The sequence below is a fragment of the Paenibacillus marchantiophytorum genome, from assembly GCF_014640555.1.
In the GTDB taxonomy this organism is placed as follows: Bacteria; Bacillota; Bacilli; order Paenibacillales; family NBRC-103111; genus Paenibacillus_E; species Paenibacillus_E marchantiophytorum.
Map to the genome: position 1 here is coordinate 105,693 of NZ_BMHE01000013.1, position 20,157 is coordinate 125,849.

The following is a 20,157-nucleotide window of genomic DNA, read 5'->3' on the forward strand; positions in this document are numbered from 1 at the left end:
AGTCGCGAGAAAAGTCGGTTTTCACCGACTTTTCTTCCCGTTGTTCATATATTCATTTATTCTTTGGTCTAGGATTGTACTCAATTCGACGACAGATTCAGAGGTCATTTCTTCCCCATCGAGAACCAACTGTTCCAGCTTACGTCGTAAAGAATGAATCTCTTCTTCGAGTAAGATGAGGGAATTCCGCTTCTTCGCACGCTTAGTCAACCAACACTTTCCGAAATCTTGTTCACGAATTTGAATATGTTTCTGATAGGTTGATAGTTGGTATTCCATAAAAGCCATGCTCATCCCTCCCTACTACAAGAATACCAGTTTTCTGACATAATGAACATATCTATTACTTAACAATTTACAATTTTCTCAAAAATTTTCCAATGCGTTCTAACGCTTCATTAAGTTGAGAAACACTGTAAGCATAGGAGCAGCGCAAGAAGCCTTCGCCTCCTAAGCCAAACACATCTCCGGGTACCGCTGCAACCTTTGCTTCAAACAACAATTTTTGCGCAAATTCATCCGAAGTCAGCCCTGTAGCGACAATACTTGGGAAGGCATAGAACGCGCCCTGCGGTTCATGACACTCCAAGCCAATCTCTCGAAACCCTTTGACAATCAACCGTCTGCGCTGATTATAGGACTCTATCATACGATCTTTCTCTTCCAAACCATTAGTCAGCGCCTCGTGTGCTGCAACCTGCCCCATGACTGGTGCGCACATCACCGTATATTGGTGAATTTTGGTCATAGCCGATATTAGTTCTGAATGGCCGCAAGCATACCCCATCCGCCAACCTGTCATTGCGAATGCTTTGGAAAAGCCGCTAACCAGGATCGTCCGATCTTTCATTCCCGGTACAGCCGCGAAACTTACGTGCTTCTGTCCATATGTTAATTCGGCATAAATTTCATCCGAAATCACGATCAAGTCATTTTCTTCCACCACTTTAGCAATCGGCAGCCAATCTTCATAAGTCATGATACCGCCAGTGGGATTGCTTGGGTAACAAAGTATTAAAATTTTGGAACGTGGCGTAATAACATCGCGCAAAGCTTTCTCCGTAAGCTTGAATTGATCCTTCGCGAAAGTTTCAATACCTACTGGAACACCGCCACTAATACTCGTAATAGGTGAATATGAAATGTAACATGGCTCCGGAATAAGAATCTCGTCACCTTGCGTAACCAAAGCGCGCAGTGCCAAGTCAATCGCTTCGCTGCCGCCTACTGTGACAAGCACTTCGTTGGAAGGCTCATACTTCACTTTGAACGAGGTGTGCAAATAATCGGCAATCGCTTCACGAAGCTCCGGAATCCCGGAGTTTGGCGTATATTTGGTACGGCCGCGCTCAAGGGAATAAACGGCAGCTTCACGCACATGCCACGGTGTTGAAAAGTCAGGCTCCCCTACACCAAGCGAAATAATATCATCCTTGCTATTGCTTACCAAATCAAAAAACTTGCGAATACCGGATGGCTTGATCTCACGCACGGCAGGAGCCAGGTAGTCCTGCATGGATTTGACCTTGTTCGGCTGGATCGTTGTCTCATCTTGGATCATGACGTTCCCTCTTCCTTACGGCGAAACGAGCATACGGTGATCATCAGCCTGATCCTCGAATATAATGCCGTCTTGTTTGTATTTTTTCAATATGAAATTTGTTTTAGTAGAAAGCACACGGTCGATTGGAGACAATTTATTCGATACAAAAGAGGCTACTTGCTTCAGAGAGTTGCCCTCAATTTCAACAAGCAAGTCATAAGCACCTGACATCAAGTAGACGGATTTGACTTCCGGATATAGGTAAATCCGTTCCGCGATGGCATCGAAGCCGCGTCCGCGTTCCGGTGTAATTTGCACTTCAATCAGGGCGGTAACCTTTTCGTCATCTACTTTACTCCAGTTCACCACTGTCGCATATTTGACGATGACCTTATCCGCTTCCATCTCGCTTATCGCTCGCGCCACTTCGTCCTCCGCCGTTCCTAGCATTGTGGCGATAAGATCCGCGCTTCGGCGGGCGTCTTCTTTCATTAGTTCGAGAATTTTAAGCTTCAAAGTATCCATGGTTAAACCTACCTTTCTGAAATTTGGGTTTTCGGTTCATCCTTTAATCTTACAATGAATTGGCATCGCAATTCAATTACTGAGCCTGTCTAAATGCCAGATTATTTTTGTATAACCAAAATATCCATTCACAAACAACAAAAAAGACCGCCCTAATCGATAGGCAGCCCTTCATTTTATGGGATATAAGATCATTTGTGAACCAAACGGAGCTTCAACTCGGCTTGCAGCAGTTTGTTGACCATCGTTTCAATTTCACGGTGACCATACGTAGGACGCACATGGATAATAGCTGTCTCGGAACAGTACCCGATCCCAACTAGTGTATCCTCATCATAGACTGAGATGACATTGTGAGAGTGGAGTTCCTGCCAATTCACAGGCATTTGCGACCCTAGGTTTATGCATTCCTCTGTATATGTCTGTATAAAGTTATCCAGTTGATCTATCTCTGGGAACGAATTGATATAGGCTATTTTCACGCTGAGTCCACCTTTCATCTGAGAACCTTTTACACTTATAATTATACTCAATAATGAATTTTTATTCAACATTTATTAAAAAAGGTTTGAATACCCACGCGCGCACATCATTCGTATGTTCATAATTAGTTTATCTGCATCGTGTCACCCCAAGACATGCCCTCACGCAGAACCGATGCTAGGTCTTCACACGGAATGGGGATTCAGGTACTCAACTATATAAGGAACGCGGATGCTGGCGATAGACTTCACAAGGAACGTGGATGACAGTGATAGACCTTCGCGGGGATCGCAGGGGATTGGGGTATGTCGCGGTATGTCATGGGACAATGCGCGATATCATGAGTAGCGTTGGATACTGTAGAACAGCATATGATCTAGTGACGTACGCAGAGGCAATGTCAAAGAGGCTGACTCAAAAGGTTACAAACCTTGAAAGCAGCCTCTATTTTGTCTCGATACGAAGCCAAAACTAACAGGAATTTCTCCTGCTATTTTGGCTTTACTAACTCTAAACGGTCATCTAACTGGAAAACCTCCCGCTAATTAAGGGAGAAATCGCTATTCAGTGGAAAAGCATCGGAAATAACGGGAGATTTGCCATGTAAACTGCCTTTTCATGCGAAAACACCTAAATTAGCGGTAGCTTTTCAGGCTGTCGAGTAAAGCGCTTTCAATTAGTCTCAACCAACCTGTGACCCGTTCGCAATGCATATTTATCTGTTAACAAAAAAGATCGCTCCTTAACTTGCATGCTTCGCAAGCTGACGGGCGATCTTTTTTATGTTTTGTGCTACTGCCGTCATAAGTGCTTTCTCCTGCACATTCGCTCGCCCTCTCAACTGCGAATAGCGAAGTCCATGGAGCTCTTTAGCATCCGCGAAACTTCGCTCAATGGTTTGGCACCGAAGTCGGTACAGTTTTTTACCAGAAACGCTTTCCCTGTTCTTAGTTACTTGCTCTTTGTAGTCTTCCCACAAGTGCCTTTGGATTTTTCTAGTATGGTTCTTTGCCGTTGTGCAGCTGAAAAGTAAGGGACATTCGATGCACTGTTTCGGGTCAGATGTGTACTCGCGGTAACCTTGTCGGTTCGTGGTGCTCTGGCTTAGTTCCTGACCTTTTGGGCAGATATACACATTTTTCTCGGCATGAAAAAGAAACCGTTCCTTCGACATTCCCTCGGAAGTCGAACTAGCTCGGCGCCCGCCGATGACGGGGTAAATCTCCATTTCTAATGTCTCTTTGCAAATGTATGGCGTCATATAACCAGAGTCGACGGTTACTGCCTCAAGCGATGCTTCGAATCCGAATTTTTCAATTTGGTGCTGCAATCGTTCGATGTAAACAACGGAATCGTTAACGTTTCCTTTTGTCACATGCACATCCGTAATAATGTTGAACTTATGATCAACAGTGCGATGATCCAAGTAAAAGAACCCATCAGGTTTACCTTTTCGCATCATATATCCACTTTCTGGATCCGTCGTGCTTACTTTAATTGGCTTTGTCTCGGTCTCCTCCTCCTTGCGCTCCAGCTGCTTTTTTCCAAGTTGTTTCCGATCTTCGTCCACGGCTTTATCCAATTCCAATGTGTATTCGTGAGGCGTTTGCTCCACGGTTTGCATCACGTATTTATTTTTATTGGCATTTGCTTTAATATGCGTGGAGTCTGTGATAAGTACACGACCTGCAACCATTCGATGTGCGATGGCGAGTCGAACGATTTCATCAAAAATATCCTGAAATACGGTCGTATCTTTAAAACGAGTCCGACGATTCCAGCTGATAGTGGTGTGATCAGGCGCTTTTTGAGTAAGTCCAAGCCCTAGAAACCAGCGATAACCAATATTCAAGTTAATCTCTTGCTCAAGTTGGCGTTCGGAACGAATCCCATATAAATAGCCAATAAACATCATTTTAAAGAGTAAAATAGGATCAATCGACGGCCGTCCATGATTGTCACTGTAAAAAGGACGAACGATATCTATAATAAACGAAAAATCAATATGATCAGCGATTTGGCGAAGTAAATGATTTTGAGGGACCATCAAATCAATGCATACAAGTTCATAGTCTAATTGAGGGTCTTTCGGAGTAGAACGAAACATAGGAACCACCACTTTCAATAGTATGATTATATTATACCAAATTAACGCGGTGATGTGTTGAAATGAACTTAAAGAAATAAATAAGACTGTCGAGACTTTCTCGACAGCCTGAGCTTTTCCATGTAGTTCAACATTGAAAGCAAGAGTCAGCCTGGAGATAGACTCATTTGGGGACAGCCCCTTTTGGCGTTTCGCGAACATCCACAATGCGTTTAGCCACGCGGTCCTCATGCCCTCACTTCCTCAAGTCCTCATGCCCCTATGTCCGCATGTCCTCCAGCCCGCATGATCAATCAAAAATATCCATGCTTAAATATCTCTCGCCTGTATCCGGCGCAATGCACAACACCCGTTTGCCAGCGCCCAGCTTGCGAGCCACCTGCAAACCCGTCCAGACGGAAGCTCCGGCGGATGGCCCCACGAGTATGCCCTCTTGGCTTGCCAAATCCCGCATCGTGCGGATGGCGTCCTCATCAGTAACTTGGACGATGTGATCATACACGCTTGTGTTCAAAATAGCCGGTACGAACCCCGGACTCGTCCCTACAAGCTTGTGCGGACCAGGCTCTCCGCCTGAGAGCACAGGAGACCCTTTGGGCTCCACAACATAGATCTGAATATCTGGCAGGTTCTCCCGGAGAACCTCGCCTGTACCAGTAATTGTGCCTCCTGTACCCGAGGTTGCAACGAAGGCGTCCAGACGCCCTTCCATTTGCTGCAGAATTTCCGGAGCCGTAGTCGTCCGGTGAATGTCCGGATTCGCTGCATTCTCAAATTGCTGAGGAATATAACTGTTCGCAATTTGTTGCCGCAGTTCCTCCGCTTTGGCAATCGCCCCTGGCATCCGCTCCGCGGCTGGCGTAAGTACAACCTCTGCGCCGTAGGCTTTGAGGATATTAATACGTTCTTTGCTCATATTATCCGGCATGATCAATATCGCTTTGTAGCCCTTGGCGGCTGCATTCATCGCAAGTCCGATACCTGTGTTGCCACTTGTCGGCTCAATGATCGTAGCTCCAGGACGAAGAAGTCCTTTTCTCTCAGCCTGCTCAATTAAGTTATAAGCAGCACGATCCTTCACACTGCCGCTTGGATTGAAATATTCCAGCTTTACATAGAGTTCAGCGTCACCTGGCTCTACCAATCGGTTAATCCGCACTGCCGGCGTATCTCCGATGAGCTCTGTGATGCTGCCTACCATTCTGTTCTGCGCCATGTCTGCACGTTCCTCTTCCCCATAATAACCGACTATACCCACATTTTTATCGGGAATTGAAACAAAAGTCAAGGCTTAATTACCGAAAGCTGCCTTTTCATAAAATACCAACTCACTAGCGGCGAACTGCCAATAACCAATAACAGCACATTGATTATAAGCGGAGCTTTGCTCCAGGATATGACGCCAATGAAAAGTAAAACACCCAACATGCGGCCTACATTCAAGGATAATTCCCTTAGCACGATGTACTCTTCCCGCTGTTTCGCGCTTGCCTCATTAGAACCAATCAGATCGAAGACAGCTGACACCATAGGCACCGAATACATCGGGAAAAAGAGGGAGGCTCCCAACCCAAAAAGGAGCAGCGTGCTATACCCCATTTTCCAGAAAAAAGGAAATATCACCACGACAACCATGATAGCACCGATAAGCATGCTTATTTTACGAAAATGCGGTTTGATGAATCGACCTGCTGCCCAGAAGCTAACTAAGGAAACAGCGGATGTAATCAGTACAAAATTGCCCAGACTCGCTTCACTGGCTGTAGATATGTAGACGAGCAAAGCGATCATGAAACCAAAAACGCCTTCCCGAACGCCTTGAAATACGAGGGCCAGACTCACTCGCTTCCAAGGGGTCTCCGGCTGGCGGAGACAGCGCAAAGGGAACAGCCATTCATAGGTGCCCTGCACCTTGCGTTTTTTGAGAAAGAAACTAATGACCACACCAAGCAGAAATACGCCTAACGAAATGGAAAAAATCAAGCGGTAGCCGCTGACATCCCCGAGCCGAATTATCAACCCGCCCGAAATCCACGGAGCCACAATCCCCGCACCTGAGCCCAGAAGCCCGATCCAACCATTAAAACGGTCACGGTTATCCGGGTCTGTCACTTCAAAGTAGACCACATTAAAAGCAACCCAAAAAAGGCCGGATGATATCCCCTGCACCATGCCAAGCCAAACAAAGTAATGTATACTGCTTGGTCCCAGCCACAAAACCAGCATATAGAAAACAGCTGAAACCGAAACCCCAACTCGCAAACAGTTCATCTTATTATGTTCCTTGACCCATTTGCCAGCCAGCCAGAAGGTGATGGCCATCGTCAGATGTGTGGCTAGCGTAAACCAGCCAATAAGGGCAAAATCATTTTTGGCTTTCCACAAATAAACACCAACGAAAGTCCCTGATAAAGCATTCGCGCTTCCGAACAAGGTATGAACGATGAGTAGTAAAATGGCCTGTGCATCCAAACGCCCTTTGTGGATCTTTGCCTCATTCCCGCCGCCGCTTGCCTGATGACCAAAATAGTTACTCGCCTGTCCTTCCGCTGCCCGGCCTTGTCTCCTTCTCGTCTGGCTCTGATCTTTGTGCATACGCCTACCATCCTTCCCACCATTGAATCGCTCTTGTTAAGCTTCCCCAATGGAGTGAAAATATGAGGCATTACAACGAAAAAACCGAGTCCACCAGGACTCGGTTCTACGCACTATTCCGATTTAATTCGGGAAACCATCAGCAAGCGATCGGTATCGGATAAGATTTTTTCTACTTTGAAGCAGGATGGGCAGACATAAACGTTAAGTGTAAAAGGACCTGTCAAAAAGGCGCTTCCTAACGTTTTGGGAATAACAGGAGTAAAGGAAGCTTCGCTGACCACTTCATCGCCGGCAAGCAACAGCAGTTCATGACAGCTTGAGCACTCCGGTGCTTCTTCCTGCTCATCCGTGATATGCTGAACTTTCTCGCCATATTTGTCTAGCGGTTCGTCAGAGTCATCCCATGCCAAGGATAAATCTTCATCGGCATCCACGTATTCCTGCTCATCAAAACGGAGCGGCTGACCGGTTTGTTTCACTTTCAGATCAATGCTCCGATAATCGTTCAATTCGTTAAAACAGTGCGGACATTCGTCCTCTGGTCCGATTTCTGGATCCCAAACGATTTCGGTTTGGCACCATGGACAAACTATTTCCTCATTCGCGCTCATTTCGTAATCCCCCACCTATTGCATTCATGCATATTTCACTAAATAATAAACCCCAGCCGCCACAAACACAATTGCAATGGCAAACAAGGTGCCCCACAGGTATTTCATTGTTCAAGCCTCCAAGACTATGTAGGATACTAAGTTACACAAGCTCCAACTACGTAAGAAAGGGAAACGGAAATGGTCAGAGACAAGAAACCGACAGCACGATTATCCTTTTTGATTTCTTCATCAATTTTGAAATAAGGCGTCAAAAATTCAAAAATGAAGTAGGCAACCAACAACAGCAAGAAACCGTACCCTGCCCAGATGAGAGAATGCATCATCGTATCATTGTTGAGAATCGCAAAGCGGAACAAATTACAAATCCCAAAAATTTTCCCGCCTGTTGCCATCGCCACAGACAAATTTCCTTTTTTGATTTCTGCCCAATCATCATACTTGGTCAGCAATTCAAAAATCGTTAGAAAGACGACGAGTGCGACAACGGCTACTGCAAAGAATGCAAGCGTCGATAAATACGGGTTACTAAGCAACACATCCACCTCTTCATTCATATCGTCTCCTGCCTTCCCTCAAATAGTAGAGACTTTAATCTTTGTTATAAAGATCCCTATATATGGTAGAAGAGACTGAGTTTAGCTCAGTCTCTCGCAGGTACTACTAGTATATCATTAGGATTGTTTTTTTTCAGCAAGCTTTGCTTTCATCGCTGCCAATTCGTCGTCAATGCCGCTGCTGCCAGCGCCAAGTCCAGCAAGCTCATCATCTAAGCTGCGGTTTTTAGCGCGAATTTCACCGCTTGCTTGCGCTTCGGCTTCCATCTGAAGCACTTTCTCGCTCATGCGGTCGAACCCTTTGGCTGCATTGTCGGTACCGAAGCCGGACATCGCTTGATTGATTTGTTTTTGCGCTTTGGCTGTTTCGGCACGGGCAATCAACAAATCTTTCTTATTCTTCATTTTGTTAAACTCGTCTTTCATCTCTGTCAATTGACCGCGAAGCTGATCGGCATTCGTTTTGGCCAGATCGTATTGACGTTTCAATTCATCATAACGAGCTTGATGCTCTTTCTTGTCTTCCAACGCGCGGCGAGCCAAGTCTTCATTGCCGGACTCCAATGCTTTCATCGCTTGCTCTGTCCGTTTGGTAACCATTTCTTCGGACTCTTCGAACTGAAGCTTGAATTTCTTCTCAATGGCAATGGATTTAGCAACCGCAGATTCAGCTTCCAAAATATCCTCTTCCATGTCACGCAAGAACTGATTCAACATCTTAACCGGATCTTCCGCTTTGTCCAGCATATCATTGATTGAAGCCATCGTCATGTCACGCAGTCTTTTGAAAATTCCCATTGTAAATTCCTCCTAAGTTTGATGAAAATTAAATTGTATAATTGGCATAACGTTTTTTTAAGATTTAATCACCGGTGCTTACACACATTACATACGCAGTCTCAAACCAGGAGTTTCAAAAAGATGAAAAAAAATTTCAACGTTATTTCAGTTCGACCACGGTGACTCCGGCGCCGCCCTCATTGTAGTTCCCCATTCGGTAACTTTTCACATGTTTGTGGCGGCGCAAATACTCTTGCATGCCTGTGCGCAGCACGCCTGTGCCTTTGCCATGAATCAGGTACACTTGCCCGAAATTGCTTAAGAAGGATTCATCCAAAAAGCGATCCGCCTCGATTAGCGCATCCTCCATATTGAGTCCTCGCATATCGAGCTCCATCTTAACATTGTCGTCGCGTGTTCGCTTGAGCGTAGTTGCCGCTTGCTGCACCGGCTGCTTGTGTGCCTGACCTCCGACCTTCTCGAGGTTGGACAGCGCGACCTTCATCTTCATGATGCCCAGCTGGACAGTCGCTTCGGTCGGGCTCACAATCTCTACGACGTGCCCCTTCTGACCCAGGGTCACGACGCGCACTTCGTCGCCGACCTCGATGCGCTCAGGCCGCTTCTTCGCTGCGCGCACCTGCTTCTCGCGCAGCTCCGGCGCCGCCTGATCGAGGCGGCGCTTCGCTTCGACCAGCCGGTGGTCCTTGACCCCACCGGCCTCTTCCTGCGCCATGCGCCGCAGATCGGCGATGACTTCGTCCGCCTCGCGGCGCGCCTTGGCGACAGCCTCGCGCGCGTCGCGCTCGGCCTTCTCGAGCAGCTTGTCGCGCTGCTCGTCGAACTTCACCTGCTGCGCCTCCAGCGCCTGGCGCATCTCTTCCGCTTCTCGCCGCAGCTGCTCAGCGCTTAGGCGCTCGGCTTCGGCGATGAGGCGGTTCTCCTCGAGCGATGCGATCATCGACTCGACGCGCTTATCTTCTTCGCCCACCTGCGTGCGCGCATGTTCAATAATGCGGCGTGACAAGCCCAGGCGCTCCGCAATCGCAAAGGCATTGCTTCGCCCTGGCACACCGACAAGCAAACGATAGGTTGGACTTAGTGTTTGTACATCAAATTCCATACTGGCATTAATGGTTCCTTGTTTTTGGTACGCGTAAGCTTTGAGTTCTGAATAATGGGTCGTCGCAATAATGCGACAGCCGATTTGATGGATGTAGTCCAGAATAGAAATCGCTAAAGCGGACCCTTCCGCAGGATCCGTACCGGCGCCAAGCTCATCCAGCAAGACTAAGCTTTTTGGCGTCATATCCCTTAAAATACTTATAATATTCGTCATGTGACTGGAAAAAGTACTCAAGTTTTGTTCAATGCTTTGCTCGTCGCCAATATCCGCGTAGATAGCATCAAATACGCATAATTGACTGCCTTCTTCAGCTGGAACGAATAATCCTGACATCGCCATTAAACTTAGAAGACCTACGGTCTTCAGGGAAACGGTTTTCCCCCCTGTATTAGGGCCTGTCACAATAATTTGCGAATAATCATTTCCCAGCTCCAAATCAAGCGGTACAACGGCATCCGCCGCGATTAATGGATGGCGGCCTCGCTTAATTTTGATGAAACCACGATCATTTAAGCGCGGCATCGTCGCTTTCAATTCTCTGGCCAAACCGGCTTTGGCAAATGTGAAATCAAGCTCCGCAAGAAGATCCACATCCTCTACAAGCACATCCACTTGTTCAGCAACCAGCTCTGTCAACGCTCGCAGAATCTTCTCAACTTCCACTTCTTCTTTGAACTTGAGTTCACGAATTTTGTTATTCAACTGCACAATGGCATCCGGTTCAATATACAATGTCGCGCCAGAAGCGGACTGATCATGAATCGTCCCGCCAAAGCTGGAACGATATTCGGATTTAACGGGTATCACGAATCGGTCATTCCGAATCGTGATCAGAACATCCTGCAGCATTTTCTGGATGGATGAGTTGCGCAGCATCTGCTCCAAGCGTTCGCGCACCCTGCTTTCGCCTGTCCGAAGCTCACTGCGCACTCTGCCCAGTTCAGGACTTGCGCTGTCTACGACGACCGCATTCTCATCAATACAGCTGTTTATTTTATCTTCCAACGGTTTATTTTCAGTAAGTAAATCAACCTGATCCTTGAGCATAGGCACAGCATATTCATCAGCATGAACGGCCAGTACAAACCGCTTCAGCCTGCGGCTTCCGAATAGAGTGGTGGAAATATCCAGCAGTTCAGAGGGATTCAACATGCCGCCAATACGGGCACGATGCAAGGAGGATCGAATATCACGAATTCCTCCAAAAGGCGCATTACCTTTCAAACGCTCAATATTAACTGCCTCATCCGTTGCTTGAAGCCTCAGCTTGACCAGTTCAAAATCACCTTTGGGTTCAAGCTTTTCCACAGCATCTTTGCCTAGTGAAGTTGCCGCATGATGAGCCAGTTTATGTAAAATCTTCGCATAATCTAATGTTTTGATAATTTTCTTATTCAACAGTCCCAACCTCTTTTCTCTACCCTATAGTATAAACCAAACCGCACCTGATTAGCTACGGAGACAATGATTATATGGAAGATGCTGCCTACCATAATCTTACGTTATTTGGGATACACTAAGTTGTGCACCTATTCCTTCTGCCAAGGAAAAGATAGCTTCAAACACGCCAAGCAAATTTCAACAAAAACATTTCTTCTGTCATGAGAATTCTCAGCAGAACGAAGGAGGTCTACCAAATGCATCTTCTTGGACATCTCGTAAGGTTTATTGTATCTGCTTTGGTCTTAATGTTTGTCAGTTGGCTAGTGCCGGGATTTAAGGTCGGCGGATTCTGGAGCGCATTTTTCCTTGCACTCGTTATCGCCGTCGCCGCTTGGATTATTGAAGGGGTATTCGGCAAACAAATCACTCCTTTTGGCAGAGGAATCGTAGGTTTTCTTGTGAGCGCGCTTGTCATTTGGGCCGCTCAATTTGTCGTGAGCAATGTATCGACGAGTGTGATAGGTGCGATTTTAGCCGCTTTAGTCATCGGGATCATCGACTTGTTCATCCCTGTGAAGACCCCTTTTGAACAAGGGATCTCAGGCAGAGAGGATCGTCGATAAAACCTGTCAGTTTCCATAACTGATAGCCGGGGGCAAAGCCCAAAAAGGATCGGTCTGCAGCGGATTCATTCGCCGGGCCGATCTTTTCCATGAGAGGATGCTTTCACCAGTTTGTCACTGTTTTTTCAAAACAGGTCGTGTACAATGAGGGAGAAACTAAAATCGATTACAGAGGAGTACATATGAAAAAACTACTCGTTCTTTTAATGGGACTAGCCTTAGTCATTGCCATAGCTGCCTGTGGAAACAAAGATACCAAATCAGCTGGGTCGACAACAAGTCCTGCCCCTAGTGCACAAGCTGGCGGACAGCAAGTAGTGCTGAAAGCAACAAACTACAAATTCGACCAAACTGAATATCGCGTCAAAAAAGGTGAGCCTGTTACGATTACCCTGGATAATTCCCAAGGCGTGCACGGCGCTTCTATCAAAGAATTCAAAGTTAACTTGGATAATGGCAATAAAACCGTTACCTTCACACCTGACAAAGCAGGATCATATCCGATCAACTGCTCCATTATGTGCGGATCGGGTCACGCGAATATGAAAACAACTTTGATTGTCGAATAAGATAATTTGAAACGCAAAGGGCTGATCTCGAGTAACTTCCACTTGAGATCAGCCCTTTTTTGTGCGTGGAACCCGAAAGCTTAACGACTTAACGACTCATCACTTTGGCGATCGTCTCTGTAACTCGATCCTTGTGAAAAGGCTTGACCAGAAAATCCTTGGCCCCAGCAGCAAAAGACTCCATAATCATCTTTTTCTGAGCAACCGCAGAGCACATAACAATCCTCGCAGTCGGGTCATAGTCGATAATGCCTCTAACCGCCGTAATGCCATCCATCTCTGGCATCGTGATATCCATCGTAACCAAATCCGGCTTAACTTGTTTATATATGGTCATGGCTTCGAGCCCATTGGATGCTTCGGCAACGACCTCATGTCCGGCCTCTATCAATATTAATTTGAGCATCATCCTTAAAAATGCCGCATCATCAACAACCAGTATGCTTGCCAACCTAGTTTCCTCCTATCATCCTGCTGTCTGCTACAATCATCCCGCTTGCTGTATGATATTAAATGATTCTGGACAATCTCTGAACATGTGTCGACTTGGTGCTCGAAAACAAATAGAAGCTGCCTTTTCTATACGTTCTAGAAAAGCAGCTTCTATATAGGGATTCCTTGTTTCCACATCTCTTGGAGCTTGCCTGCTATGTTGGGCAGTTCATTGATCAGGTATGGAGCTATCGTTGAGTTGGCAAGTAGTTTTTGAAGTCCGTCCGAGGGGATAATCGTCATGACATTCACAGCTATGATGATGATTAAGAGAGCTTCCGCCAATCCCAAAAGCGCGCCGCTCCAACGATTAATGAAGTTTAGCCCCGGCGTTTTTGCCAGCATATGAAGTGCCCTGCCCAGAAAGACCAACGCAAACTTCACGCCAAAAAACAATAAAGCGAAAGCTATCGCATTCAGGATATACGTATCGAGACTAAGACCTTTTACAATGAATTCGTATTTTTGATAATTTTCGTACGTTGGCAGTGAGACGGCATTCCGCAGCAGCGGCGCCAAGTCTTTGTAGAAGTAAAAAGCGACTAGATAAGCTAAAATAAAGCCTGCAATCGAAACAATTTGCGCAATAAAGCCTCTAAAGTAGCCCAGTAGAAGACCCAGAGCGACTATCGCGAGCATCACATAATCAAAAGTATGTATGGTCACGCTGCCTTACCTGCTGGGGCCGTCTGTATCTACAAGCTCGATCCATTCGTTATATTCATTTTGCAGCTTCGCATATTCCTCACGCAGCTCTCGGTACTCTTCTTTGACCTGATGCAGTTCTTTCTGCTGCGCCTCATCGATGGCATGATGGTTCATCAACGCTTCTTTTTCACTTTGAGCTTGCGCTTCCCATCTTTGCTTTTCATCTTGAAAATGCTGTTCCAGGATGCTTCGCTCAACTTTTTGCTGCTCGAGAATCGTAGAAATCTGATTCTGATAGTGCTGGATGATTGTTGCTTTTTGCTCCTCCAACTGCTTGATAATCATAGTTTGCTGTTCCTGATATTTACCTACGATCTCGACTTTCTCCTGTTCAGAACGTTGGAACTTTCCTTCCATTTCCTCCTTATACAAGGAGCTGGCCTCAGCAATCTCCTCTTGATGATTAGCCTTTATCGTTTCTTTATCCTGTTCATGCAGATGAAGAAGCGCCTCTTTTTCTTGCTGATACTGCTGAATCAACTCTTCTCTATCCTTTTGATGGATTTGTGAAAGAGTCGTCTTTTCGGCGCGATGCTGCTCATTCAATTTCTGTAACTGTAAGGATTTTTGTTGTTTCTCTTGTTCTATCTGCTGTTTCAGTTGTTGCGAGTGCTGCTTTTCTTGGATAATCTGTTGTTTCAATTGCTCTTGAAGCTGTATAGCCTCATTTTGTTGCTGTTTCTCTTGATCAAGCTGCTCCTTCATTTGTTGATGCTGTTGCTTGGCTTGTTCAAGCTGCTGCTTGGCTTGTTGATGCTGTTGTTTTTCTTGCTCCAGCAATTGTTTGATTTGTGCTTGAAGCTGCTGCGCCTCTGCTTGCAATTGTTTCTCTTGATCTAATTGCTGTTTCGATTGCTGATTCTGTTGTTTGGCTTGCTCAAGCTGTTGTTTGATTTGTTGATGCTGTTGTTTTTCTTGATCGAGCTGCTGCTTAACCTGGATTTGTTGGCGTTTTTCTTGATCGAGCTGCTGCTTGATTTGATCAAGCTGTTGTTTAGTCTGGTCTTGCCCCTGCTTCGCCTGATCTTGCTGCTGTTTGCTTTGCTGCAATAGCTGCTTGATTTGCTCCGACTCCTGCTTGCTTTTGATTGTTTCTTGCTTGGCTTGCTGCAGCTCTTGGTTGGTTTGTTCAACCAAATTTTGCTGATTGCTAAGTATCGCTTGGTGGTTTTCTTGTTCTTGCTTTAATTCGTCATAGGCAAGGCTTAGTTTTTCATAGGCTGCTTTGGCTGCTTCCTGTTCTTTTTGCATGTTGCTTAGTTCTTCCATAACTTCGTTCATACGGAAACACTCATCCGCCATATTTACAGCGGCTAGCACAGCGATTCGCTGCGAATCTAGGCGCGGATAGCCTTTGGCGATCCGAAACATCTGGTCATTCACATATTCAGCAACACGCTTCATGTAATTGGTGCTGTTGCTTGCTTTTAATTTGTACTGGTGTCCATATATATCAACGGTGATTCTCGATTTATCTTCAGTCGTCACTTTTAAATCCTCCCTTAGATGAAAGGCTGGCCCTATCGAGTGTAATTTCGATAAGGCCAGCCCGTTTTCCTGCAACTAAAATGAAAGTTGCACTATTTTCTCAACTCCGCCTCATATTGCTGTTCAAGGGTTTGAACCACTTTGGCATGGAGCTCCGTTACTTCTTCATCCAGCAGCGTTCTTTCTGCGTGTCGATAGACCAAAGCGATCGCTACGCTTTTGCGATCCGCGCCTAGACGTTCTCCCGTGTAGATATCAAATACGTGAATGGATTCCAGCAGCTCGCCAGCTACTTCGGCAATGGATTGCTCCATAAGCCCTACAGGAACGTTCGCTTTGACAACCACAGCCAGATCACGTCCAATGGACGGATAGCGCGGCAGCAATTTGTACACGATGGCGTCGCCCGCTGCTTCCAGGATAGGAGAGAATTCAATCTCAAGCACGTAGGTGTCGTCCAAATCGCGCTGCTGCTGCACTGTTGGATGCAACTGCCCCATTCGACCAATCACCTTGGAGCCTTCAGCCGTGTTCAGCACAAGTTCAGCTGTACGTCCTGGATGGAATCCTTCCGGTGAAGCCGATTGGTACGTAAGTCCTTTGACGCCCAAATAGCTGATCAGACGGTCAAAAATACCTTTGATATCATAGAAATCAACAGCTTCGGACTTCTGTGCCCAGTGCGCTTGACGGCGTTTGCCGGTCAGCACGATAGACAGCAGCAGCTTCTCTTGCGGCAGAGTTGTCAGAGCGGCTTCGTCGGTGATGAAGACTTTGCCAATTTCAAAGATCGCCACATCGTCCATCGTACGATTGCGGTTATAGCTTACAACATCCAGCAAATGCGGAAGCAAGGTCGTGCGCAGTTGGCTGCGGTCCTCGCTCATAGGCATCGCCAGCGAGATTGGCTTGGCTGCAGGATAAAGACCTGGCAGGGAAGTTTGGTCCGGCTGTGTGAAGGAGTACGTAATGACTTCATGCAGTCCGCTTTGCGTCAGCAGATTCCGCGTAATGCGGCGAATCGACTGCTCTTGGGACAAGGAGCCTGGCGTAGTCACACCGCTCATCAAGGTTGTCGGGATGTTGTCGTAGCCGAAGAGACGCGCCACTTCTTCGATCAAATCGACATCCCGGGTAATGTCGCCGCGGCGGCTCGGCACATGCACGAGCAGCTTGCCTTCGCCCGCCTGCTCGAACGTGAAGTGCAGGCGCTCGATAATTTGACCCATCTCGGCCAATGAAAGTTCAGTGCCGAGATATTTATTCACGCGGTCAGCCGCAAGGTAGATAGCGACCGGCTTGTGGGAGCCTGAGACGGCTTCAACGATGCCGTCTGCGACTTGGCCCTCTGCGTACTGAGCGATCAGCGCAGCGGCCCGATTCAATGCCGGAAGCACCGCTTCCGGGTTGACTTCTTTCTCGAAGCGAAGACTCGCTTCAGAGCGAAGGCCCAGCTGGCGCGACGTGCGGCGCACAGAGCTGCCTGCGAACTTGGCGGATTCCAGCAGAATCCGCGTCGTGCCTTCGGTCACTTCGGAGTTAGCTCCGCCCATGACACCAGCGATCGCTACAGGCTTCGTGCCGTCCGTTACGAGCAGCATGTGCGGCTCAAGTGTACGTTCCACATCATCGAGTGTAACAAGCTTCTCGCCGGCTGCAGCGAGGCGTACGTCGATGTGCCCGTTGTTCAACTGCTCCGCATCAAAAGCATGCAAAGGCTGACCGTATTCCAGCATCACGAAATTCGTGATATCTACGATGTTGTTGATGGGGCGAATTCCCGCCGCCATCAGTCGGTTCTGAATCCACAACGGCGACGTGCCGACGCGTACGCCTTCAATTAAACGAGCTGCGTAGTGCGTGCACTGCTCCGTTGCAGTAATTTTCACGCTGATGCGATCTGCTGCTTTCACAGCGCTTGATCCTGCTGTTTCCGCATCAGGAAGCTTCACGCTGCGGCCCAGGATTGCTGCTATTTCATAAGCAGCTCCAAGCATGCTTAGACAGTCGGAGCGGTTAGGCGTCAAATCAAGATCCAACACTTTATCATTAATGCCCAGAACATCAAGCACCGAGCTGCCGATCTCTGTATCTTCCGGGAGGACTAGAATGCCCTCCTGAATTTCTTTGGGCAGAAGCTTGTCATTGAGTCCAAGCTCTTTGGCCGAGCAAATCATTCCTTGGGACTCAACGCCGCGCAGTTTAGCGCGTTTGATTTGCAAGCCGCCTGGCAGCACGGCACCGATCATCGCGACAGGCACCTTTTGACCCGCATCAACATTCTTGGCGCCGCAAACGATTTGCAAGTCTTCTCCTTGTCCCGCATCAATCGTACAAACACTCAATTTATCGGCATCCGGGTGCTTTTCACGCGTTTTCACATAACCGACTACGACGTTCGTTACCCCTTTGTTCCGATCTTCCACGATATCCACTTCAATACCGCTTCGGGTTAGTTTTTCTGCTAATTCCTCAGCTGTGAACCCTGATACATCGACATATTCCGATAACCATTGATAAGATACTTTCATGCTTAACCCCTCCTTTTCCTATTTGTTTACAAGTGTAAAAATTGCTTTAAGAAACGCAAATCATTGGTATAGAAGTGACGAATATCTTCAATCCCGTATTTCAACATTGCAATGCGCTCTACGCCCATTCCGAAGGCAAAACCGGTATATTCTTTGGGATCATAACCACCCATCTCGAGTACGCGAGGATGCACCATACCCGCTCCGAGAATCTCCAACCAGCCTGTTTGCTTACAAGTCCGGCAGCCCACGCCGCCGCACATCGCACAGCTGACATCTACTTCAACGCTTGGCTCGGTGAACGGGAAGAAGCTTGGGCGCAAGCGAATACGTGTCTCTTTGCCATACATTTCTTGAACGAATTGAAGCAATGTTCCCTTCAAGTCGCTCATTCTTACGTTGCGGTCGATGACCAAACCTTCGATTTGGGTGAACATATGGGAATGTGTCGCATCATCGTCATCGCGGCGATACACTTTGCCTGGACAAATGATTTTGATCGGAACTTCCCCTTGGCGTTTCTCCATTGTTCTGACTTGGACCGGTGATGTTTGTGTACGCATCAGAATTTCGTCTGTAATGTAGAAGGAATCCTGCATATCGCGCGCAGGATGATCTTTGGGCAAGTTAAGCGCCTCGAAATTGTAGTAATCCTGCTCTACTTCCGGACCTTCAGCAACGGTATACCCCATGCCAATGAAGATATCTTCAATTTCTTGAATCACTTTGCTGAGCGGATGCACAGCGCCTTGCTGCGACGGGCGGCCTGGCAGTGTAACGTCAATCATTTCTGCGCGCAATCTGTTTTCGGTTTCTTGCTGTTGATACCCGGCTTGCTTTTCTTCAATTACAGCTTCAATCGCTGCGCGAACATCATTCGCCACTTGACCGATCACAGGTCTTTCTTCTGCGCTCAAAGCGCCCATGCCGCGTAAAACTTCGGTTAATGGTCCCTTTTTCCCTAAATATTTAATACGTAAATCGTTCAGCTCCTGCTGACTTTGGACACCGCTTAACTCTTGCAGCGCCTCTAGCTTCAAAGCTTCTAACCGCTCTTTCATCGCAATCCCTCCTGATTTAGGCCCTCTGTCACCCGAAATGAAAACACAAAAAAGACTTTCCGCTCCCTCGCAAGGGACGAAAAGCCGTGGTACCACCCTAATTAGATTGCGCTGCCGGCGAATAAGCCTTAGAAGCGAATCTCACTTCATTCCAGATAACGGACGATGTGTCCGGTTCCCTCTACTTAGATGCCGCATGGCGGATTCCGTTCAAAGGACTGCTCGGGAGCGAACTTCAGCAGCCTGATTCTCGGGGATCGCTCTCAATCTTCGGCGTTCCCTCCCTGTCAAGAAGCACTGCGTACTCTTCTCCGTCAAAGCATTTTTCACGTATATGTACCAGTAATTATATGCAAGATACGTTAGAGATGCAAGTTGAACTCGCCTTATTAGGTAAAAATCCCTGTTGACTTCGAAAAAAGATCGGCGTATATTTTACTTAAACAGTTTAACTATTAACTTATATAATAATTTAATTGTTTAAATATTCAGAATTTAGTGAAATGTTTGAGGAGGTTTTGCCATGGAAGATGATTTGCTCGCTTACACCGATCGCTTCCGTACAACGCTCGAAACGACTCATCGTAAAATAAGCGCAGCTGTACTGCGTCAGTTGAATACAGACTTAACGAGACCGCAGTTGTTCCTAGTGTTCATGATTGCCAAAGAAGGCATGCCCAAACAAACGCACCTTGCCGAGAAAATGGGGGTCAAACCAAGTGCCATCACGGTTATGATCGATCGTCTTGTCCAAAGCGGGCATGTTGTTCGCAAGCATCATGAGACCGATCGGCGCATCGTGTTGGTTGAAGTGACGGATACAGGGAAAGCTATTATCAAGCTTACTGAGGATGTTCAGAGGGATATTATTGCCCGTGGACTATCCCAACTTACTCCGGAAGATCGACATGTTCTTGTTAGCGCATTTGAACAGTTCAATTCATTTTATTAATTTTTTTATTCTTATAAGGA

Annotated in this window: 19 protein-coding genes; 3 read left to right on the forward strand and 16 right to left on the reverse strand. The window is 46.9% G+C overall.

The genetic code is table 11. The annotated features are described in order from the left end of the window. Positions 1 to 21: 21 nt before the first annotated feature. From IEY34_RS14935 to IEY34_RS14985, 11 genes are all read right to left on the reverse strand, one after another. Positions 22 to 288, reverse strand: coding sequence for an aspartyl-phosphate phosphatase Spo0E family protein (locus IEY34_RS14935; protein WP_189012672.1), 267 nt, complete (start codon positions 286 to 288; stop codon positions 22 to 24). Between the two features lie 67 nt (positions 289 to 355). Beyond that, the gene (locus IEY34_RS14940; RefSeq protein ID WP_189012673.1) at positions 356 to 1,561 is read right to left on the reverse strand and encodes an aminotransferase class I/II-fold pyridoxal phosphate-dependent enzyme; all 1,206 of its coding nucleotides are present in this window, start codon (positions 1,559 to 1,561) and stop codon (positions 356 to 358) included. Positions 1,562 to 1,576: 15 nt separating this feature from the next. Continuing rightward, the gene (locus IEY34_RS14945) at positions 1,577 to 2,068 is read right to left on the reverse strand and encodes an Lrp/AsnC family transcriptional regulator (RefSeq protein WP_189012674.1); all 492 of its coding nucleotides are present in this window, start codon (positions 2,066 to 2,068) and stop codon (positions 1,577 to 1,579) included. Between the two features lie 191 nt (positions 2,069 to 2,259). Continuing rightward, a complete protein-coding gene (locus IEY34_RS14950; RefSeq protein WP_189012675.1) occupies positions 2,260 to 2,550 on the reverse strand; it encodes a hypothetical protein in 291 nt (96 codons plus the stop codon). A 743-nt stretch (positions 2,551 to 3,293) separates the two neighbouring features. Continuing rightward, complete coding sequence (locus IEY34_RS14955; protein ID WP_189012676.1) at positions 3,294 to 4,658, reverse strand: IS1182 family transposase; 1,365 nt, start codon at positions 4,656 to 4,658, stop codon at positions 3,294 to 3,296. Between the two features lie 289 nt (positions 4,659 to 4,947). Then, a complete protein-coding gene (gene cysK, locus IEY34_RS14960; protein WP_189012677.1) occupies positions 4,948 to 5,874 on the reverse strand; it encodes a cysteine synthase A in 927 nt (308 codons plus the stop codon). Positions 5,875 to 5,942: 68 nt separating this feature from the next. After that, a complete protein-coding gene (locus IEY34_RS14965) occupies positions 5,943 to 7,253 on the reverse strand; it encodes an MFS transporter (RefSeq protein ID WP_189012678.1) in 1,311 nt (436 codons plus the stop codon). 113 nt (positions 7,254 to 7,366) lie between these two features. Next, on the reverse strand, positions 7,367 to 7,867 hold the full coding sequence (locus tag IEY34_RS14970; protein WP_189012679.1) for a hypothetical protein: 501 nt from the start codon (positions 7,865 to 7,867) through the stop codon (positions 7,367 to 7,369). Positions 7,868 to 8,004: 137 nt separating this feature from the next. Then, positions 8,005 to 8,424 (reverse strand): DUF350 domain-containing protein, encoded by a 420-nt coding sequence (locus IEY34_RS14975; RefSeq protein ID WP_189012680.1) that lies wholly within the window; start codon positions 8,422 to 8,424, stop codon positions 8,005 to 8,007. Positions 8,425 to 8,541: 117 nt separating this feature from the next. Beyond that, entirely contained in the window at positions 8,542 to 9,222 is a 681-nt protein-coding gene (locus IEY34_RS14980; RefSeq protein ID WP_189012681.1) for a PspA/IM30 family protein, read from the reverse strand. Between the two features lie 142 nt (positions 9,223 to 9,364). Further along, positions 9,365 to 11,728 carry an endonuclease MutS2 gene (locus IEY34_RS14985; RefSeq protein ID WP_189012682.1) on the reverse strand — a complete coding sequence of 788 codons (2,364 nt, stop codon included), beginning with the start codon at positions 11,726 to 11,728 and terminating at the stop codon, positions 9,365 to 9,367. 239 nt (positions 11,729 to 11,967) lie between these two features. Between IEY34_RS14985 and IEY34_RS14990 the strand changes: the two genes are divergently transcribed. Together IEY34_RS14990 and IEY34_RS14995 are read left to right on the forward strand one after the other, a co-directional pair. Next, positions 11,968 to 12,336: a phage holin family protein gene (locus tag IEY34_RS14990; RefSeq protein WP_189012683.1), complete on the forward strand. Its 369-nt coding sequence runs from the start codon at positions 11,968 to 11,970 to the stop codon at positions 12,334 to 12,336. Positions 12,337 to 12,518: 182 nt separating this feature from the next. Beyond that, positions 12,519 to 12,905, forward strand: a complete 387-nt coding sequence (locus IEY34_RS14995) for a cupredoxin domain-containing protein (protein ID WP_189012684.1) — start codon at positions 12,519 to 12,521, stop codon at positions 12,903 to 12,905. Positions 12,906 to 12,993: 88 nt separating this feature from the next. Here the strand turns inward: IEY34_RS14995 and IEY34_RS15000 are convergent, their stop codons facing one another. From IEY34_RS15000 to pheS, 5 genes are all read right to left on the reverse strand, one after another. After that, positions 12,994 to 13,356, reverse strand: coding sequence for a response regulator (locus IEY34_RS15000; protein ID WP_189012685.1), 363 nt, complete (start codon positions 13,354 to 13,356; stop codon positions 12,994 to 12,996). A 152-nt stretch (positions 13,357 to 13,508) separates the two neighbouring features. Continuing rightward, a complete protein-coding gene (locus tag IEY34_RS15005) occupies positions 13,509 to 14,063 on the reverse strand; it encodes a CvpA family protein (protein ID WP_229757649.1) in 555 nt (184 codons plus the stop codon). A gap of 6 nt (positions 14,064 to 14,069) precedes the next feature. After that, positions 14,070 to 15,593, reverse strand: a complete 1,524-nt coding sequence (locus tag IEY34_RS15010) for a cell division protein ZapA (RefSeq protein ID WP_189012686.1) — start codon at positions 15,591 to 15,593, stop codon at positions 14,070 to 14,072. 92 nt (positions 15,594 to 15,685) lie between these two features. After that, positions 15,686 to 18,124 carry a phenylalanine--tRNA ligase subunit beta gene (gene pheT, locus IEY34_RS15015; protein WP_189012687.1) on the reverse strand — a complete coding sequence of 813 codons (2,439 nt, stop codon included), beginning with the start codon at positions 18,122 to 18,124 and terminating at the stop codon, positions 15,686 to 15,688. Positions 18,125 to 18,150: 26 nt separating this feature from the next. Then, entirely contained in the window at positions 18,151 to 19,185 is a 1,035-nt protein-coding gene (pheS, locus tag IEY34_RS15020) for a phenylalanine--tRNA ligase subunit alpha (protein ID WP_189012688.1), read from the reverse strand. A 523-nt stretch (positions 19,186 to 19,708) separates the two neighbouring features. On the opposite strand from pheS, the gene IEY34_RS15025 reads away from it, so the two are divergent. Beyond that, positions 19,709 to 20,137, forward strand: a complete 429-nt coding sequence (locus tag IEY34_RS15025; protein ID WP_189012689.1) for a MarR family winged helix-turn-helix transcriptional regulator — start codon at positions 19,709 to 19,711, stop codon at positions 20,135 to 20,137. The last annotated feature ends 20 nt before the right edge of the window (positions 20,138 to 20,157 follow it).

What these genes read in the sequence shown, in the direction of transcription:
- IEY34_RS14935 (WP_189012672.1), bottom strand. Translation starts at nt 288, where the DNA reads ATGGCTTTTATGGAATACCAACTATCAACCTATCAGAAACATATTCAA.
- IEY34_RS14940 (WP_189012673.1), bottom strand. Translation starts at nt 1,561, where the DNA reads ATGATCCAAGATGAGACAACGATCCAGCCGAACAAGGTCAAATCCATG.
- IEY34_RS14945 (WP_189012674.1), bottom strand. Translation starts at nt 2,068, where the DNA reads ATGGATACTTTGAAGCTTAAAATTCTCGAACTAATGAAAGAAGACGCC.
- IEY34_RS14955 (WP_189012676.1), bottom strand. Translation starts at nt 4,658, where the DNA reads ATGTTTCGTTCTACTCCGAAAGACCCTCAATTAGACTATGAACTTGTA.
- cysK (WP_189012677.1), bottom strand. Translation starts at nt 5,874, where the DNA reads ATGGCGCAGAACAGAATGGTAGGCAGCATCACAGAGCTCATCGGAGAT.
- IEY34_RS14965 (WP_189012678.1), bottom strand. Translation starts at nt 7,253, where the DNA reads ATGCACAAAGATCAGAGCCAGACGAGAAGGAGACAAGGCCGGGCAGCG.
- IEY34_RS14970 (WP_189012679.1), bottom strand. Translation starts at nt 7,867, where the DNA reads ATGAGCGCGAATGAGGAAATAGTTTGTCCATGGTGCCAAACCGAAATC.
- IEY34_RS14975 (WP_189012680.1), bottom strand. Translation starts at nt 8,424, where the DNA reads ATGAATGAAGAGGTGGATGTGTTGCTTAGTAACCCGTATTTATCGACG.
- IEY34_RS14980 (WP_189012681.1), bottom strand. Translation starts at nt 9,222, where the DNA reads ATGGGAATTTTCAAAAGACTGCGTGACATGACGATGGCTTCAATCAAT.
- IEY34_RS14990 (WP_189012683.1), top strand. Translation starts at nt 11,968, where the DNA reads ATGCATCTTCTTGGACATCTCGTAAGGTTTATTGTATCTGCTTTGGTC.
- IEY34_RS14995 (WP_189012684.1), top strand. Translation starts at nt 12,519, where the DNA reads ATGAAAAAACTACTCGTTCTTTTAATGGGACTAGCCTTAGTCATTGCC.
- pheT (WP_189012687.1), bottom strand. Translation starts at nt 18,124, where the DNA reads ATGAAAGTATCTTATCAATGGTTATCGGAATATGTCGATGTATCAGGG.
- pheS (WP_189012688.1), bottom strand. Translation starts at nt 19,185, where the DNA reads ATGAAAGAGCGGTTAGAAGCTTTGAAGCTAGAGGCGCTGCAAGAGTTA.
- IEY34_RS15025 (WP_189012689.1), top strand. Translation starts at nt 19,709, where the DNA reads ATGGAAGATGATTTGCTCGCTTACACCGATCGCTTCCGTACAACGCTC.